This is a genomic window from Bacillus sp. CH_48 (assembly GCF_038008465.1).
Taxonomy (GTDB): domain Bacteria; phylum Bacillota; class Bacilli; order Bacillales; family Bacillaceae_G; genus Bacillus_A; species Bacillus_A thuringiensis_S.
On sequence record NZ_JBBOZF010000001.1, the window covers coordinates 78,001 to 96,262 of the forward strand.

The window sequence follows — 18,262 nt, forward strand, 5'->3', positions numbered from 1 at the left end:
GCCTTAACCATTTGTTCCTCTATAGTTTAAAAAGAAAAAAGACATTGAAACAAACCGTTCAATGTCTTTTTTCTTTTTAAATGTTTGTATACTCAAAGTATAATTTTTCTGGTTTTCCATACATGTTAATTTCATTTTGATATAGGACAGCTAATGGCTGAGACATCTCAATGCTTTCCACATAGGATAATGAAGCAGTTGCTTCTATTTTTTCTTTAATCTCATTAGGAATGGCTGAGTAAGATAAGTTATTCATTTTACTTCCTAGTTTAGTATCTGTAGCAGCTTCATAATAAATCTCGGTAATTAAAAATTCATCATCTTCCGGATCATACATGTATCCTCGATTAACTGTAATCATATTATATAACTCCTCTCAAGTTTCATATTCTGATTCCTCGTGCTTTTAGCATTGCAACAAGTACTTTCCATATTTAGATTCCCTTTTTCTTCTCTTTCGAATGCCATTATGAATGGATACTTATTATCTTACTTCATCGTAAAATTTTGGAATTTCCAACAATATAAAGGTTTGATTTTATAGATAGTAAGTTCATAACTTTTAACGCGGTAATTAATTTTTTTCTTTTGAAAGTTTTAAATGATTTCCCCTATTGATAATGTTGGCTTATCTAAAGTAATTACATGTTCATATTTCATCATAAATATCCTCTTTTCTAAATAAAAAGCACGAAATATGTGCGTTTATCCATATTTTTTTATGCTATGCTCTGTAAAAATTCATATAATCTCCCCTCTAAATTAAACAAAAAGCACAAAATATGTGTTTTCTCATTTAGCATACTTTTAGTCCTAAAAGTTTATGTATAAGTGATTCCTAACTCGAAGACAACACAAAAAGGACTTCTTCAAGTCGATTAAAATGTGCATATCAAAATAAGCTATATATACACTAATCGGCTCAAAGAAGCCCTTTCATAATTGAAACAAGAATACAACTTGTTTCTAAAACTCAACCACAACACATAGGGTGTGGGAATAAACGGAATCAATTAAACAATAAATATAGATTTATATTAAACTATTTTTATATTATATTCAATTATTTTCAATAGAACAGGGATAAGAAGGAAGTTTATATGCAGATCCCACATGTATTGTATAATAATGCCCCTGAATCCCCTGCTATAAATCCCCTCTTATATTCAGTTCCTGGAGTTACTTCATGTACTGTATTTCAAAATATAGCTTTTCTGGCTTTTGATTTTGAACTAAATAACAAAGTATTTCCTTTATATTTATTTCTTCTACTTCAACACTTTCCATATAGGTCATACTTTCGTTTTCCTGGACCTTTTGAAAAATAGCAACAGGTACTTTAACTGCATCAAATACACCCATTTTACTGCCTAACTTTTTTTCTGATGTACCTTCATAGAAAATTTCATTTACTATTACCTCATTATCATCAGGATCGTACATGTACCCTCTTTGTATACGTAGCAATATAGTACTCCTTTCTTGTATATTCCTCCAATAAAATAACTATATTTGTATATAATGTTATTTGATTAACAGGTGTCAAAGAATATTATTTCGCAAAATCTGTGCTTTGTATAGAGGTAGATACAGGATTATTAATTTTGTTAAGTTTTTTTGAATACTCCAAGCTAATTATAAAATAAACAAGCCACCCTTAAAGCGAAAGCTTGTATGGTGGCTTAGTTTTCTATAAATAGCTTTGTATCTAATTGTTTGATCTCCCCTTCTGCAAGAGGTTGATAAAAAGCGTGTTGTAATCCTTGAAAATGTAAAGATTCCCCTATGCATAACAATACTTTACCAGGAATTAAATCAAGTAATAGTTCATTATTAATTTGCTTTGCTTGTTTTTTAGTAGAAACATAAATAACTAAGATTGTAGGGTTATTCCCTAAGTCCTGCATAATAACATCTTTTCCTGACTCTACAAAAGTCTGCCATCTAGCAATTATTCGTTTTAATCGATCCTTTTGATCAGATAATAAGGTGGAGTATACAACAAAGTTAAATTTACGTTCTTTTCCTCCATTTACTATAAAACTTAAAGAAGGGGTAAAAACCCCTTTACTAATAGATGGATGCATAATATGACCTAAAAATGAAGGAGCGTAGCGTAAATGACAAAGTAGGTCTATGTCATGCCAATAACGCAGGTGAACATATTTACCATGATTGTCAAGACGCTCTGGGGCAAAGAAGAACATATTTCCTTGCCAGTATTTTAGTAGTTTAAATCCATTATTGGATAAGGTATATGTTTCTTCAAAGATTTCCATATCAAAAATTTCTACTTGCCATTTTTCGATAAATTGATAGTAAAGTAATCCTTGAAGTGCATTGTTAATTCTCTTCCGCGAAAATTTATTCTTGAATAGATATAATAAATGATTAAACCGAACGGATGTATGAACACCAATAAAATTGAGTATAGCATATTGTTCCTCTGTTAAAAGCTGCTTAAACTTAACTAATTCGTCATAAGAGTGGAATACATAGGTTTTATCCAAATCATGTATCCGATATATTTGAAGTCCTTGTATATCCTCACTTGATAAATGAGGAATAGAAGGAATATAAGTAGACATTTGTTTCTCTATTGTACGCATAATCATCCATTAAAATTGGTAAATTGACGAATTAGATTTTTTACTTTGGCCTTGCGGATAATTTAGGATACGTACAGTTCCTCTTCTATTTTTAGCATCAATATTAAGCAGCTCACATGTAACAATTGTTTGGTTTACTGCGTCATCCACAGTTGGATTTGCCAGATTACGACCCTTTAGCCCTTTAAACTGAATACCTGGTGCAACTTCTACGAAAATCCCAGCAATAGCATCTACACCTACAATTTTACCTACAAAGCGGTCACGTCGTTTGTTTAATTCTAATAGTTTTTCCATTGGATCCGTTTCAAGTTTCTTTTTATTTCCTCTAAACTCATAGCGCCCATCCTTTTCCACTACTTTATCGATGATAAGCTCTACAACATCGCCAATAATAATATCCGCCGAACGAACGAATGAATGAGACCATTGCGAGTATCTTACTCCTACTGTTACACCATGAACTTCAACCAGAATAGTTTGTGCAGATGGAATATGTCCAGAAACTGTTCCTGTGTATACTTTATTCCCCTCTTGCTCTACTATTTCTTCATATAATTTTCTTTGCAGTGCAAGTTCTCCTGCAGTGATAGATACAACAGCAAAGTTCCCTTCCTCAGTTCTTTGGAAATGCTCAATAATAACGGGTTTTGTTTTACCTATCAGCCATTGAGGATTTTTAGGAATATTTATACCTGCCTCTGTAAGTGGACAATATGCTGTTGTATGAGTACCAATTTGCATTGTGAGCACTTGTATCCGCTCAGATGTCCCGTTTTTAGTTGGGAATAATTTTTCAGATACTATGGTAATTAAGCCTTTCCCTACAGTACGTTCACGTTTCATACGAGCTAATTCTTCTAATTCATATTCACGTATTCTTTCAAATTGATTGAAAGTTGATTCTATAAAGATGTCCTCTAGCGTGTTATCCGATTCAAATGCCATCCCTAGTTCTTTTGTAATATGAGTATTTACCTTATCTTCAACCATTATATTTTCCTCCTAGAACGTAAAAAAGGACACACCTGTACCGTTGGAATGGTACGTAAGGTGTGTCCTTCACGTAAGTCATGTTTTATTTGTATAATTATTAATTAAAATATAACGTTTTTATGTAATTTGTGCAAGTATTATTTTTTGAAAAGGGAAAAGTTAAAATACTATATCTAACCTTTCTTCCTAATTTAAGTTAGATTTTCCCTAAAAATATAATCTTGAATAAAAAGTTATTTTAGGTTTCTATAGGTATTAATCAAAAAAATCATCTAATTCCTTACTCATTACATTAGATGTATTTTTCTTTTGTTGCTGGTTTTTATTAAGTAGTGAATTTGTATTGTTATACGTATTCTTTTGTTTGGCTTTTAAGTTTTTTTTGCGTTCTTTATAGTCGATATGTTTATCTTCATGCTGCTCTTCATTATTTCTAGTGTTCTCTACCATATTCTTTTCTAAGTTTTGATGAACAGTAATGCTAATAGATTCGTAAACTTTTGCAACCTCTTCATCAAGTTTATTTTCTTTAGTGGGATTAACTGTTTTTGTAGCTGGTTTCAAATTAGTTTTCATATCTGTTTTTGTTTCCTCTAATACTGTGGTTATAAGTCCCTCTGTTAGAAGCTTTTTTTGCAATGGATGAGTTTCTACAGGAATTCCTAAATGAATTGGGTAATCTATATCCCTTTTTGGTTCCAACATAGTATTAGATACCTCTTTCTTCCGTTCTGCTAGCTCCATATTTTTTTTAGGACTTACAAGTTCCATATGTGTCTCCTTTGTTATATTCGGCAGCTCGTCATTCCGTTGTAAGGCATCTTGTAATCTTGAAGCACGTGTATAATCGATTTTAAATGCGTTCTGTAGTGCATTTATAGAAGCAGTCCCTGATTCCTTAACAAAGGATACTACATCATCGTATAGGATATCTTTAAAGAAGCTTGTTTCCTCTTGCTTGGCTTCTATGTCTTCGTTTGGAATGCTCTCTCCTCGTGAAGTTGTATTATCTAAATCTGTATTAGATGAAGGAGTAGTATTGATTTGAGAGCCCTTTAATAATATCGATGTACTATTATTGTTTGTTTCTATGGACTGATTTTGTCCTATTTTATCACCATGCATAGGTGGAAATGATTCTATCTGTTTTATATTATTTGCATCTACATGTTTCATAGGATTTGATTTTGCGATAGATTCTTCAATGAGTCGTAGACGTTCAGTTTCCCAATATTGTCCAGACTTAAGCTCTACTTGAATGATTGCTTGAGCAAATTCCTCTTTGGGTACAAAGTTACTAGTAATTTGTTGTACAGGTTGTACATGATTGTCTTGTACAATACGTGCAGCACAAATGAAGGCACCTTGTGCCATGATATCTCCTGGTGACATAACGACTTCTTTTAATTTTTGATATGTCGAACCTAAGCGACTAACGGGGTTCTCTTGCATAGGAGAGATCCCTTGTTCAGATTCGGATTCTTTAAATTCCTCTGTTTCACCAAACATGTCAGAGAAAATTTTCGCATCATATGGTGTTACATCACCAAATATCATCTTGTTACGGAACGAACCTAATAAAGTAAACATATACTGCTCTGTGAAATCTAAAGCTAATTGAGATAGTGTTTGACTTGCAATTGTCAGAATGACTTTATATTTACGAGATTGTGCAGGGAACTCTTTGAACGGGCGCACAACATAATCAGGGAATTCATCCACAATAATATGATGGTATGGTGAAATATTTGGTTCTCTTCGGAATACAGCATTTTGCATACTTAGTAATACGAATTTTCCTAGTACATTAGAAAGATCTGCAAGTTCTCCTTTGGCTGTATTTACTAGTAAAATACCACCTTGCTCTAAGTGAACATCAAAATCAAAATCTGATTTTCCAAATAAAACACGTCGTATTAAAACATTTGAGGCTAAATCTTTTAAGATGTTACGCAAACCTTTTACATATTCTTCTTCCCGGTCATAATGCATTGGTTTTCCACGATATTTTCCAGATTTATAAACGGCAGGTTCCCCATGGAAACCTGTTTTTTCACGAATGGTATTATCGAACCATTCATCGATACCTTTTATAATCTTATATTCGTTTTTTTGGTCACGTGAAGCAACACCACTTTGAACAAAATCATATAGTTTTTCTACCTGTACTTTTAATAGTTTGTGCATACGGTGTACACGTTCTACATCGTCGTACATATCTATTAAGTCATCAAAGGTCACATCTTTTTGTGGGTTATGTAGTTTTAATAAATAAATATGTTGCTTAAGGTGGTTCCGTTGTGCTTGTTCAAAGAATGCATTATTAGATTCCGACAAACCCTGGATAACCATTGCAAAAACCTCGGCTACTTTATCAACTGGTCCACGTAAAATATTAATGTTTTTGGTATCAGGGTTTGTGGGATCAATATAATAAATTGAACTTTCAGGAATCTTGTGTGCTTGTACTAATTTAAATACCTTTTGACATAAATCATTACTCGGTTCAATAACAGTTATCCCATTTAAAAATGTTCCTTTTACTTCTTCTGTATCATAATTATTCTTTTTATACGTATTTTCAAACTTATTTATAAAACGTACCATCCAGTGTAAATCTTGATTAATCATTGGAATAATTAAACTAGATGTCTTACCAGAACCAATAGGACCAATAATAATTCCATTTAGGGTTCTATCTTTCCCCTTAATTCGAATCATTTCTTTGTGCTTAATATGAGGACCTATCTCAACATCAGGATATATTTGTTCCTCTTGGCTATTAAACCACTTTTGCAACTTATGATTTTTATATTCGTATTTTTGTACCCACTTTAAGATTTCTTCTCTGTAACGGATAATATGGCCACTATACCAAAGAGTAAACAAAATCATAAATACGGTCGGTAAGAATACAAATATCATGGTGAGTGTATGGAAATTTCCTGTTAATACATCCCCTATTGCTTGATATTCACCAAAATTAACATGTTTTGCTTTATTCATAAGATAAGGAATAACTTTCGCATGGATAGGAGTAGTTGCAAACCATAAAAACTGAATATCTACTGCAATATGAGAAGCAATTAAAATTAATAACTTGCCATTTTGAAATTGTAAAGCTGGGATACGGCTGTAGAACCTAAAACTAAATTCTCCTAATAGCAAAGAGAAGAACATTAAAAATAGTGGTACATATGTAATTTCTATAGGATAAGACGGTGGTTCAAATGCATAGTAGAGTAACTGGATATAGTTTACTACACCAAATCCAAATGAAAGGATAAATCCGCTAATTAAGGCGATTGTAGTGTATAATGGTAATCTTTGCTTAGATGTCTCCATAAGGGTTCACCTACTTTTTAAAGACATAGTTGAGCTTTATGGTGTAATGTAAAACGATTATGAAGTTCTGGCTTGAATTGTTCCTTTGATTTTTTTAGAAAGAACTTCGCTGCATCTTCAGTTTGTTTTAAATATAAGTCAATACTATCTCCTTCACACAATTGGTTATATTCTTCTTGAGAAAGTACTGCAATATTTATCTCTAGTTTGTTATTCGCCGCAGTTTCAATTATTACATCGTACCAATAATAATTAGGTTTCCCTGGAATTTTGATATCTTGTAGGGAAACGCAAAATTTAGCTCCCCCTTCTGTAATATGTTTAAGGACTAGTTCTGGAGTTTTAAATGCTTCTCTTGCTGAGAGCACTCCCCCAGTAGTTGTTGCAAATTGTAAGTTCATTGTCATTTTCCACTTCCACCTTTCTCCATACAAAAAAAGGCAAGCGACACCCACTGTAAAAACAGCGTGTGTCGCTTGCCTTAATTTCATATGTTCTGATTTGATTGTAGTTTTGAGTGTTTAGTTCAAACGTTATTCTATCACCTTAAATAATAAAAATCAATAAAGTTATATAAAAACATATAAAAACATATAAAAACATATAAAAAATAAACGATTAATATAATTCTACAAGTTTACGTCTTTTCGGATTAACGTTATTTGCAGCATGTACCATGATCTGTTCATCGGTTGCTATATTTGTATTTTGAATGGATAGAAGTAGTACATTATCATAAGTGTCCATCAGTAGAATATCTCTAGGATTTTCACGTTTAGGATAGATAACTACAAGCGGAACGCCTTCATCTCCATCCCTTCTTGAAAACACGACATCATCTAATCTTGCAATCATTCGGTAATCATTTTCATTTCCAAAAATAAAAAAGAAATCTTGAATAGAAGCTTTATCTCTCTTGTATGTGCGTCGAAGGCCACCATCTATTGATTCTTTAAACGTTTGAATTTTTTCGACAAAAGTGTAACGCCAATTGACATCTCCTACTGTACGTTGAGATAAAGGAAAAAGAATATCTTGTTCCAAGTTTTGATTATCATTTGTTCCTAGAATGATATCTGAAATAACATCCCCAGCATCTTTCAATGAGCAAATGTGTACATTTAGATTTGGTATATTCATTAATAATTCATGATGCTTCCGCATAGAAAATAATAGATTTTTCATACGTATGTATGGCGGTTCTGCATCTTCAGCAAGGAACATTGATTTGTCGTACATAACAAAGACAACCGTTACATCCTCATTTGTTTTTTTTGCATATTCTATGTACTTCTCTACTTTTTCAACTAAGATAGAATTTGTCTCTTTGCACATGTCCATCTCAATATGGATATTTTTATCTTGGTATGAAATATGTTCATCAGGAATCAAGGCCAATTGGTTGTCCTCAATTTTTATATTTTTTTTCTGGTAAAAAGAACGAATATCCAATTCATATAATACTTCATTGGTTTGTGTCTTCTTTGTAGTCGCTAAAAGAGTACGGATCATGACTTCACGTGAACACATAGTGTGAAGAGAAGTTGTTCTTGAGTACCGTCTTTTTGAACTTTTTTTGGGAATTCTTCCTATTTCCAATAAGAATTCAATTGTCTTTTCTTTTAAGGAGAATAAAGCGCGTTTCGTAATACTGTCAGCCCTTTTATCTATTCTTTTAGTTAACATAGCTCCATATTGTGAGTACCGGTCAAGCTTTGTAAATATGCTAGCTTCAGAACATTCTCTTCCCTCAAATGCACTATATAACTGCGTGATTTGCCTTGTTGTAAGTGCTCTTTTGTAATATAAAACTGTAAAGACAAATATGTCAGCTTCTTTTAAGTGAAAATGTTTTTGGGTACCTGATCTTCTATATTTATACACTTTCTCGGACAATGCATACACCTCTTATATTGAATTAAACTAAATTAAATACTTATTATTTTTAATATACTATTACATTGATGTGGTGGTTGTAAAACCTGAAAAAATTAATAAGACATTTTAATTTTTAGAGGTACTTCATTTTGTACGTTGAAGTTGAGATGAAAACTACTCTTATAAATCTCTTATAAATTATTGATTTATAAGGCTCTATTAAATCGTTTGTTTTGTTAGGACGAGCTACTACTAGATACCTAACAATAGTTATAATGAAATTCTATTTATAAAATAATGTTATGACGTCCTAACATTTATTAGATAGCCAAACTACTATTTTAATTGATTAAAATTATTCAAGATTTATAAAAAGGTTTATTGATAATAAAGAATAATTTTTTCTATCCTTAATTCGAAATTCAACTTTTTATTAGTGATGAAACGCTCTTTTCAACTTCTACTATTTGCTCAATGTAAAATTCCAACTTTTTCTTTTATGTTTTTTTCTTGTATAGAATCATAAATTCACTTAGACAAATAATATTAATTGTTTATACCAAATCATAAATAAGTTAACAATATGTCTATAGATACTTAACATATTGGTTTTAGTCAATTGAATTACCTTCACTTTTTCTTCGTTAAACAAGGAGTTATCTTAACTGAAATAATAAAATTGAACAGTTGTTAATTTTATGTGAGGTTGTAATTGCTATCATCATTCCTCCTGCATTACAAAAAAATTTATTATAATGTAAGTATCACTTTGATGTTAATAAGATGAGATTTCACTTTTAATAATCTAGTTTGAACAAATGTATCTTTTTTATAATAGAGATGTGGTTGTTAGCCTACTACTTTTAGAATGTCAAAGTTGATTTATCCTAGTACTCCCTTTTTAATATGTTGAATATCAAGGGTATTGATGCTGTTCATATGAAATTAACAACCTCTTCTACTGGCTTTTGAGGAATGAATGAAATTGACAAGGAATTGAATTCAAATGAGGAAAAGAGGATGATTTTTCTTATAACATATATAATAATGTGAACTAACAAGTACTAAGTGAAGAACAGTACATTAACATAACATTAACAATGAGCGGTCTTATAAGTGATAAATCCCGTTAAAACAGCTAGGTAACAAAGAAAAACTTAGTGTGAATTGCTATAAGAATGTCTTGAAATCTCCCTAGTAATATAAATATACTCGAACAATATTTATTGTTGGAATATTAAAAAAAGTTTAGTTGAATTATATAAGCTTTATAAATACAGTTTACATACAAGTTTTATATAAGGGTCTTATATAAAACTTGTATGTAAACTAGATAATTTGTTTTTTTGATTTAACTACGATATAAAAGCATTATTTTATACATTTTATATGTAAAGCTTATATATAAGGTGTATAAGTTTTTCTGGAATTTTTATGCTAAAAAAATTGGTGGTTTTTTATCTGTTTTTTAGAATTTTGATTTGGTTTTTTTAATAATCTTTTTTGAAATGTCAATCACATGAAATTTAAGATTGATATAACATGTATACGCATTATATATAAGGCGTATACATAAACCCTTATAAAATATATATTAATTCTATTTTTAATTTTATAAGTCTTATATACAAGTCCTGTATATAAGTTTTATTTATAATGACTTGATATACGACGTGTAATGATGTACTATGTTTCTAGGAATAATTAACCAGTGTTTTAAGGGGGGGACGACTTGAACGAAGTTTTAAGTGAAAAATATCAAACAATCAAGTTTGCAGATGAAGTAGTAAACATGTTTGCTGATATACTTGAACAAGATGAGATACTCTATAGTGTATTTCTATACATAGGAAACATAGTAAATAAACAATTTCAAGAGACGAAGTACATGAGGGGCATATCTATTAATGAAATAGTGGAAAATGTAGTTATTGATAGGAGAGTAAAGAAAAAAAAGGGAAAATCCTATTCTTTAGAGGTTGAACGTACGAATATATCTAGACGTTCAGCTGAAATAAGTGTGAGTACACTATCATCAATGTCTTTAATCTATGAAAAAACCATGCACCCATATAAATTTTTGATCTCAACTTATAGAGGGCAACAAGTACTGATTGAGTTAGGGAAAAGAAAAAAGATAAATAAGGAGAGATAAAATAATGGCAAAAAACTTCTTGAAGAATGAAGTGGCAGTTAAAATGACGATGGTCGGTTTTGGTCAAGCTGGTACTAGAATGGTAGATAAATTTGCGGAATATACACATACAGATGGTACAGCAGTATATAATTGCTTAGCACTAAACAGTAATGATGGAGATCTAGCTGAATTAAAAAATGTACCCAAAAGTAATCAAGTTTCACTGAAATTAGGTGGTTTAGGTAAGAATCCTGAGCGTGCAGTAAAAGTCCTTGATTCAAATGAGGAAGCAAAAGAAAAGCTAAAAGAATTTATTACTGAACGAGTAAGACCTTCGGATGAACTTGTTTTATTTTTTGCAGGTTTAGGTGGAGGAACTGGAACTTCTACAATCATTAAGGCTATTGAAGAATTTTCGGCTTTTCATAACAAGCCAGTAATCAGACAAGAATTACAAAAAGTTGCGCAGCTATATCCAATGTCTGAAATCAAGGCGAATCAAGCGAAGTTTGCGAGAATAGCCTTTGAAAATGCTATTGAGCGCAAAGACTTTATTAAAATGGGGATTGTTGTAACTCTTCCCGTCCGAGCAGATGGGCCTGATGTATTACGACAAGTAAATAAATTTTCACAGGAAATTTGGAAATTAGCAAATGATAAATCAAAAGGTGTAGCATTTGTTGTGTTTGCTGATAACCAGCATTTTTACGATGAATTTAAGGAATTGAATGAAAATGAGAAAAAAGGTATCGCTAATTCACGAGATTATGCAAATCAACGTATTAGTGAAATTATTCATGAGTTAAATACCGCTGCTAATGGATCTGGTACATCTGTAATACTGGATTCTCAAGATTTTAAACGTATTTTACTTGAGAAAACGGGCTGTTTAGTAATTAATAAGGTTTCACGTAATATGAATCAAATAGAAAATAGCCATGCAATTATAGAAATGTTCCAAGAATCATTAAGAGGAAGCTCTTTCCATCCCCCGATTGATTTGATGAAGAAGAACGATGATGGTTCTGTTGAAGCATCAAAAGTACATCATTTTGGTATGCTTGCTATCCTAGATGAGCAAAAGAATATTAATGATTCCTTTATGGATGACGCTAAGGTAGAAGTTTCAAATAATTTACCTATAAATGGTACAGTTTTTAATGGATATTTGGTAAGTAAGAATGATTTCTTAGGAACTGTATATACCTTCTATAAAACCGATGCATTACCATCGAGATTATCTAAAGGTTTAGTTGAAGAATTTAATGAATTTAAAGAAAGACAAAGCCAAATTCAGTATAAAAAGTCTCAAATTAGTACGATTGAAAGTATAGATGAGGATGAGGATTTAGGTTTTGTATTTGGAGATTTTATTGATATGGGTAGTGACGAAGAAAATAATAATGCTGGAGCAAATGAAGATGAAGATCTAGCAGATTTTCTAGATCCAGATAAGATGTTTGGTACTACAAAATAATAAAAAAGTCTGGACTAAGTTCCAGACTTTTTTATTATTCCACTGAATCCATAAGAGATTTTATATACTCAATAATATTATCTTGTATGTACTGCTCTATGAAGAGTTGTTTTTTACTCAAGTCTTCCTCTTTTTTAAACCAGCCTGCTTTTCTAGTGCGCTCTTCCTCAGGTTTGTTATTCCATAAGCTCTCTGCTTGTTTTCTTAATTCCTGACGTGCCCTATGCTCAATAATAAAATTATCAAGCCTATCTTGGCGTTGGCGTAATTTTAGCGTTTCTACATCTTCTGGTTGTGGTAACTGCTTTAATATACTTTCTACCCTCTCTTCATAATGAGATTCAATATGTTTTATTTTTTCTTCTAACTGTTTAGTTACCATTTTTTCAATAATTTCAGCAGTAGCTTGAAGGTTTAATTCAGTGGATACCTCATTTGTTTGATGTTCTGGTGAAACTGGTCTTAAATCAAATTGGTGTGGTAAAAGGTCAATAATTGCATCTAGAGACCATTTCTCATCCCTTTTCTGCTTTATAAATAGAGCAATTTCAAGATCTAAAGCATTATAGAGTTTTTCATTTGTATTTTGAGTTCTTAAAGTTTCATGAAGTCCCTTTTCTTCTAGGATATTGAACCAATTATAAACTGTATTATGATGACGTCCTACTAGTTTTGAGAATTCTGTTATTCGCCATGCTTTTTCGAAAACATTATCATCTAATATATCATCATCGTTAATTTGATGGTCTTGTTTTTCATTTTTTTGCTCAATCATTGTAACTACCTCCTCAAAAATCAACTCATAAATAACTAATTATAATTAACATGTGAGCTGAGATTAACATGTTAGCTAGTATTTCGATAATATTTGTAAAAATCCCTACCAATCCAGTGAATTACATGAAATATAGAATTAACATGTAAACATATACTTGTTAACAAAACATTGATGTTTAGCGTAGAATTCGGTGAATCAGTAACTTTATTACCAATTTGAAATATATAATTGGTAATGTTTTGTTAATGGGAATATATATATTATTGTAGTAGCGCTACTGATAGTTGCTATGAGATTAACAAATTAGGCTACTTAATATTAATGATAAGGAAATAAAGCTATTTTGTAAATAAGTTATAAGGATATAATCCGGTTATATAACGGAAAATACACAAAGTAACGCTCAAAATCTAATTATCACGTATAAAAGCTAGCAAAAAGTAAATAATATTAATGTAGAGTTAGTATTGTTCAATAAACAAAACGGTATTTAAGGATATAGGAGTACAATCATAATGCTTCGAAGAGATTCGTCCTACTCCCTATTTACTTGCTACATACAAGTTAGGATCTATTTATGTATATTAATTTAGTATAGAATGTACAATTTAAGTTGTATATTGCATGTCATGATAGAAATTTATGTAGTCAGTATCAACAAAATGATCTTTATCAGTATTAAAGAACAGATTGAGCCTGTGAGTTGACATTAACATGAAACATGACATTGACATGAAATCAATACTACAACCACCTACTAATAACATACGAACACCTATTGTTAATGTTTTGTTAACTATAATAGATATAGATCAACCCTTTGTATACATGCTGATCTAAAAAGATTACCTTTTAACATGAAATGTGAACCATAAACGAAGGATTTTATAGATAATTTTGAGGAAGTTTTTAAGATACTAAGGTTCGACTTAGAATACTAGAATAGTCCAAGTGATGTATTTTGTAGATATCCGATTTCTGGTGTATGTTTACATATATTAATAAGATCATAAACAAGACAATGAGATTGATATGTTAACGAAAATTAGATAAGCATACTTCGAATATCCATAAAGATAACATTGACATAAAATGAGGTATTGCTATGAGATTAATACGACATTAACAAAAAAACACCCAAACAAAGGATAAATCATCCTAATTGTTAATGTCATGTTGATCAGAAATAGAAAACTGCCATTTACATTTAGAGATACTAGTTATTCTAATGGGTGTTTATGACTTAAATACCCATTAGAAAGTTAATAAAAGTAATTAGTAATAAAATATAGCATGCGCTGGTTTGTTAGTTATTACATTCCAGTAACTAATGATAATAAATGTAGATCTACTAATTGGTTTTACGTTAATTTATATCTGAGTATCATCGGATTGATATAACACATAAAATATCAATATGAAATTAACATCTGTACATTTTTATTTCCTTTCATATCAATGTCAATTGATATGTTGATTTCATTCGAGGGTATTAGTGTTGGTTAATTGTTTATATGACATTAACAATTTTGGGTTGTGTACTTCAAATTGTGTTAAAAATTAAATGGAGATAGACTTTCTTTGAAACCTTCTTGATCAAGGAGGTTTATAAAAAGAACGGTGTAGCATATTGGGAGTTTTGGTTATAAATAGCAGTTGTAATACTTAGGTATACGACTTATTTATTTGGGCATACTATAAGTATGAGTTCTTTTCTATGATAAAAAAAGTGCAGCTAATATCTTTACAATCTATAATTATAGATTGTAGTTTTTATAGTATTTGAGTAGAAGAAATGATTTTGTGTATCATTCCAATATAAGTATATATTAACTAAAAGTCATTTTAATTGTTACAAGAAAAATATGTTATGGATGTATATTCATTATTAGCGTGCTTTTTGTCTAATAACTAAAATAGGAACTTAAAAGCAATTTTATAATTTTTGTTTGCGAAATATGTAATTAATAAATTGGCTTAGGTATGAACTGGATGGTTAGTTTAACTTGTATTCATCTCTCAATATGAAATTTCATGTCAATGTCAGTTGATATGTTAATATCAACCGAACGAGTTTGTGTCGCTTTATTGTTTACATAACATTAATATGCTTTAGTCCTTTGCTGTTAGTTATGCTATGAGTAATATAAAGATTGTTTTATATTTAAAGTTCTCTAAGGTAAGGAATATATTAAATGAATGTTTTTTACTTTTGAAATTTAGTTGTAAATAAAAAAATCGAAATTTTGTTATGAAAATCCTATACTTAGATATACTAATAGTATTACCTGAATTAGGTTATTAAATGACATATGCAAAAAAGAAAAGGTTAATCAATTAGAAGCATTATTTTTGTGAGTTTATTTAATAATTGCGAAGTAGTATTGACATTTAGATATTATATAGATAATCTTATACATAAGTTTTATTGTTTAAAATTAATATACAAATCGAGAGATATTTAATTCTTGCTAAACGGACACACCGAGGGCATATACCTGCCATTGGTGTGTCTTTTTTTATTTAATAACTAGAAAATGATAAGGAGAGTATTAAAGAATGAATGAAATTATTAGTGAAAGTAAAAGAAGATTTGATAAATATTGTAAAGATAATCAAGTTTTTGAGGAGAGAATTAATTCTCTTATTAACTACTATTTTTTACTGCTTGCTGATCGTGTAAACATTTTACAAGATAGAGAATTTAATAACGAGGTCGAAGAGAAGCAATTTAAAAGCAATCTCAAAAGATTTGAAACATTATTCCCAGCTGCTGCTAAGAATGCATTTCTAAAAGGATATCAGCTTGGTTTAGAGTTTTTCAAACATCCAGAGACAGTGATTCCGGATTCTCTATTTATAAATCCTAATTTTGTACAAGATATTCCTTTTGCAATTGTAAATGCAGCGGAATTTAGCATTTATGAATTAGTTCGAACGGATGAAACACAAGAATTTAGTGTATTTGCTGTTCGAACGTATGAAGGCATTAAACCCATAATGGAACAAGTATTTTGTGAAATTGCATTGTTTGGTGCGGAAATTTCGCTTGAGCATGAACGTGAGGAAAGAGGACTGAAAGTAGTTGAAGGAAAAACAACTACTTTTACAAATGTTCCAGTAGATCGTTTATTTACGATTACTCCATCTGTAGCTGCTAATGTTGTGCATGCGGATGGCCGCTGTGAAATCTGGAGTCTAAACTGGAATACAAAATTAACTTTAGATAATCCTTTTATTGAATTAGCACAAGTAACCATTGTTTACAAAGACAAGACAGAAATACAAAAAAATCTTCAGGATGGATTTATATATGAACAGAGTTTATTTAGTGCGATGCCGTTAGAAGAAATAGAGGATCGTTTAGAGGTTAGAGTCAAATATAACCTTATTGATAATATGCCATGTAATTTGGATGGATTTGAAATAGAATCGCTTCTCACCGAACTATTAACAAAAATACAAAACGCAACAAAAGTGCCTTTTGAAAACATGCTATTACTTTAAAGTGATTTTCTATCAAAGAGGAGTTTTTTATAATGAAAAAGATTGTATTAGCTATTAGTGATACTGTGTATACGGCATATTTACGTGAGGATTTTGTTGGTGCAGGATTTGAAGTAGCTGATAGTGATGTTATGCACATAAAGTATTTAGATGAAATTCTAGATACGGAGCAACCTGATATTCTATGTATTAATGACAAACGATTAAATATTGATGCGGGACACGAAGATAAGCGAGAATTAATTATTTTACAGAAGTTAAGAGACATTCGCTTTCAGCGGGATATTCGCATTGTAGTATTTACAGAGCGTGAAAATAATGATGAATTTTTAGCGAAGCTGATTTATCTAGGTATCTATGACATTTTTAACTCTCGTAAAATTGATATTGATAATAAAGTCATCCCGCAGCTGCTACAGGAATCGGATATTAAAAATGTGGTGGAAATTGTAGGAGCAAGTCAAGCACCGCAACATACGAAATTGCCTGAAGTTCCTTTTGATGATGAAGAAGAGAAAGTATCAAGTGAATTAGAGGAAGGTAACAACAGTGAATCACACTCTACTTTAAAATTATTTAAAAACAAACAAAAGCGTAAGTCTATTCAGGAAGAAACGCCAAAAGCGCCAATTATAAAAAAACAGTATAAATTGGCTTTTGAGCCAGTATATGAGAAACAAATTGGTATTGCTATTCCAAGAAGAACAATTGTTGTGGCCAACGTGAATAGGAGAAGTGGTGCCACTTTTGTTTCACATCTTTTAGCCGCTTACTTAAATGAACTACAGATTGATGTGAATTATATAGAGAATTTATATGATGATGGTTATACGTATCCGTTATTAAAGGGATATACAGAAGCACCAGAAAACTATCGTAGTGAATTTATGTTGCAGAGATATAAAGAGATGCTACAGAAGGAATCTGATATATTATCAATTCCAAAATGGAAGCAAGGAAGAATAAATTATATCGTAAAGAATCCTATAGTTGACCAAGAGCTGAAAAACGAAACAGAGCAGGACTTTGACCATTTTATTAAGGTTTTATTGGCCAACCAAGAAGCATCTATATCTATTATTGATGCAGGGAGCGATTGGGATAAAGATTTATACAGTGAGATATGTGAAATGGCGGATTACATATTCTTTGTAGTGGAACCAGATCTGCATCAATTGCTAAAAATAGCGCATCCTCTTACACAAAAAGAGAGAAAGCTCGTTTCTTACTTAGCTTTAGAGAAAGTGAGGATCATTGGGAATAAGTTTTCTCCTGCACTTTTAAAGCATGAAATAGTAGAAGAATGCTTTGAAGATAAGGTATTAACTGCTTTACCACCATATGAAATAGAAGATGTGTTTGAGTCACAATTGAATAGTAGTACGTTACTATCAAGTCGCAACTATTATAAAGAGATAGAAGGAATAATGAAGGGAATAGCAGAGTTATTGCTACCAAATCAATTGTTGAATCCAAAAAAAAGTTCCATTTTAAGTGGATTTCGATTTCGAAAGTCTGAAAGTTAAGGGGGATGA

12 protein-coding genes are annotated in these 18,262 nt (G+C 30.9%); 4 read left to right on the forward strand and 8 right to left on the reverse strand.

All coding sequences use genetic code 11. From position 1 onward, the window contains the following. Nucleotides 1-76: 76 nt before the first annotated feature. From N2V92_RS00400 to N2V92_RS00430, 7 genes are all read right to left on the reverse strand, one after another. Complete coding sequence (locus tag N2V92_RS00400; protein WP_000633825.1) at nucleotides 77-361, reverse strand: hypothetical protein; 285 nt, start codon at nucleotides 359-361, stop codon at nucleotides 77-79. A gap of 818 nt (nucleotides 362-1,179) precedes the next feature. Then, a complete protein-coding gene (locus tag N2V92_RS00405; protein ID WP_098506809.1) occupies nucleotides 1,180-1,467 on the reverse strand; it encodes a hypothetical protein in 288 nt (95 codons plus the stop codon). 215 nt (nucleotides 1,468-1,682) lie between these two features. Continuing rightward, on the reverse strand, nucleotides 1,683-2,609 hold the full coding sequence (locus N2V92_RS00410) for a hypothetical protein (protein ID WP_170264909.1): 927 nt from the start codon (nucleotides 2,607-2,609) through the stop codon (nucleotides 1,683-1,685). A gap of 9 nt (nucleotides 2,610-2,618) precedes the next feature. Further along, nucleotides 2,619-3,602, reverse strand: coding sequence for a hypothetical protein (locus tag N2V92_RS00415; protein WP_016078247.1), 984 nt, complete (start codon nucleotides 3,600-3,602; stop codon nucleotides 2,619-2,621). Between the two features lie 258 nt (nucleotides 3,603-3,860). After that, nucleotides 3,861-6,950 carry a TraM recognition domain-containing protein gene (locus N2V92_RS00420; protein ID WP_074790536.1) on the reverse strand — a complete coding sequence of 1,030 codons (3,090 nt, stop codon included), beginning with the start codon at nucleotides 6,948-6,950 and terminating at the stop codon, nucleotides 3,861-3,863. 17 nt (nucleotides 6,951-6,967) lie between these two features. Then, nucleotides 6,968-7,441, reverse strand: coding sequence for a hypothetical protein (locus N2V92_RS00425; protein ID WP_002006391.1), 474 nt, complete (start codon nucleotides 7,439-7,441; stop codon nucleotides 6,968-6,970). Nucleotides 7,442-7,568: 127 nt separating this feature from the next. Further along, nucleotides 7,569-8,846, reverse strand: a complete 1,278-nt coding sequence (locus tag N2V92_RS00430) for a replication-relaxation family protein (RefSeq protein WP_001291941.1) — start codon at nucleotides 8,844-8,846, stop codon at nucleotides 7,569-7,571. 1,714 nt (nucleotides 8,847-10,560) lie between these two features. On the opposite strand from N2V92_RS00430, the gene N2V92_RS00435 reads away from it, so the two are divergent. Beyond that, nucleotides 10,561-10,983 (forward strand): hypothetical protein, encoded by a 423-nt coding sequence (locus N2V92_RS00435; RefSeq protein ID WP_001006726.1) that lies wholly within the window; start codon nucleotides 10,561-10,563, stop codon nucleotides 10,981-10,983. Between the two features lie 4 nt (nucleotides 10,984-10,987). Continuing rightward, nucleotides 10,988-12,442 (forward strand): cell division protein FtsZ, encoded by a 1,455-nt coding sequence (locus N2V92_RS00440; protein ID WP_098505510.1) that lies wholly within the window; start codon nucleotides 10,988-10,990, stop codon nucleotides 12,440-12,442. A gap of 34 nt (nucleotides 12,443-12,476) precedes the next feature. On the opposite strand, the gene N2V92_RS00445 is transcribed toward N2V92_RS00440, so the two are convergent. After that, the gene (locus N2V92_RS00445; RefSeq protein WP_000572539.1) at nucleotides 12,477-13,217 is read right to left on the reverse strand and encodes a MerR family transcriptional regulator; all 741 of its coding nucleotides are present in this window, start codon (nucleotides 13,215-13,217) and stop codon (nucleotides 12,477-12,479) included. A gap of 2,562 nt (nucleotides 13,218-15,779) precedes the next feature. On the opposite strand from N2V92_RS00445, the gene N2V92_RS00450 reads away from it, so the two are divergent. Next, the gene (locus N2V92_RS00450; RefSeq protein ID WP_001002553.1) at nucleotides 15,780-16,727 is read left to right on the forward strand and encodes a hypothetical protein; all 948 of its coding nucleotides are present in this window, start codon (nucleotides 15,780-15,782) and stop codon (nucleotides 16,725-16,727) included. A gap of 32 nt (nucleotides 16,728-16,759) precedes the next feature. Continuing rightward, nucleotides 16,760-18,253, forward strand: coding sequence for a hypothetical protein (locus N2V92_RS00455; protein ID WP_098505511.1), 1,494 nt, complete (start codon nucleotides 16,760-16,762; stop codon nucleotides 18,251-18,253). Nucleotides 18,254-18,262: the final 9 nt, after the last annotated feature.

Excerpts from the sequence above, each read along its gene's own strand:
- N2V92_RS00400 (WP_000633825.1), bottom strand. The coding sequence starts at position 361 with ATGATTACAGTTAATCGAGGATACATGTATGATCCGGAAGATGATGAA.
- N2V92_RS00410 (WP_170264909.1), bottom strand. The coding sequence starts at position 2,609 with ATGCGTACAATAGAGAAACAAATGTCTACTTATATTCCTTCTATTCCT.
- N2V92_RS00415 (WP_016078247.1), bottom strand. The coding sequence starts at position 3,602 with ATGGTTGAAGATAAGGTAAATACTCATATTACAAAAGAACTAGGGATG.
- N2V92_RS00420 (WP_074790536.1), bottom strand. The coding sequence starts at position 6,950 with ATGGAGACATCTAAGCAAAGATTACCATTATACACTACAATCGCCTTA.
- N2V92_RS00425 (WP_002006391.1), bottom strand. The coding sequence starts at position 7,441 with ATGAAATTAAGGCAAGCGACACACGCTGTTTTTACAGTGGGTGTCGCT.
- N2V92_RS00440 (WP_098505510.1), top strand. The coding sequence starts at position 10,988 with ATGGCAAAAAACTTCTTGAAGAATGAAGTGGCAGTTAAAATGACGATG.
- N2V92_RS00445 (WP_000572539.1), bottom strand. The coding sequence starts at position 13,217 with ATGATTGAGCAAAAAAATGAAAAACAAGACCATCAAATTAACGATGAT.
- N2V92_RS00450 (WP_001002553.1), top strand. The coding sequence starts at position 15,780 with ATGAATGAAATTATTAGTGAAAGTAAAAGAAGATTTGATAAATATTGT.
- N2V92_RS00455 (WP_098505511.1), top strand. The coding sequence starts at position 16,760 with ATGAAAAAGATTGTATTAGCTATTAGTGATACTGTGTATACGGCATAT.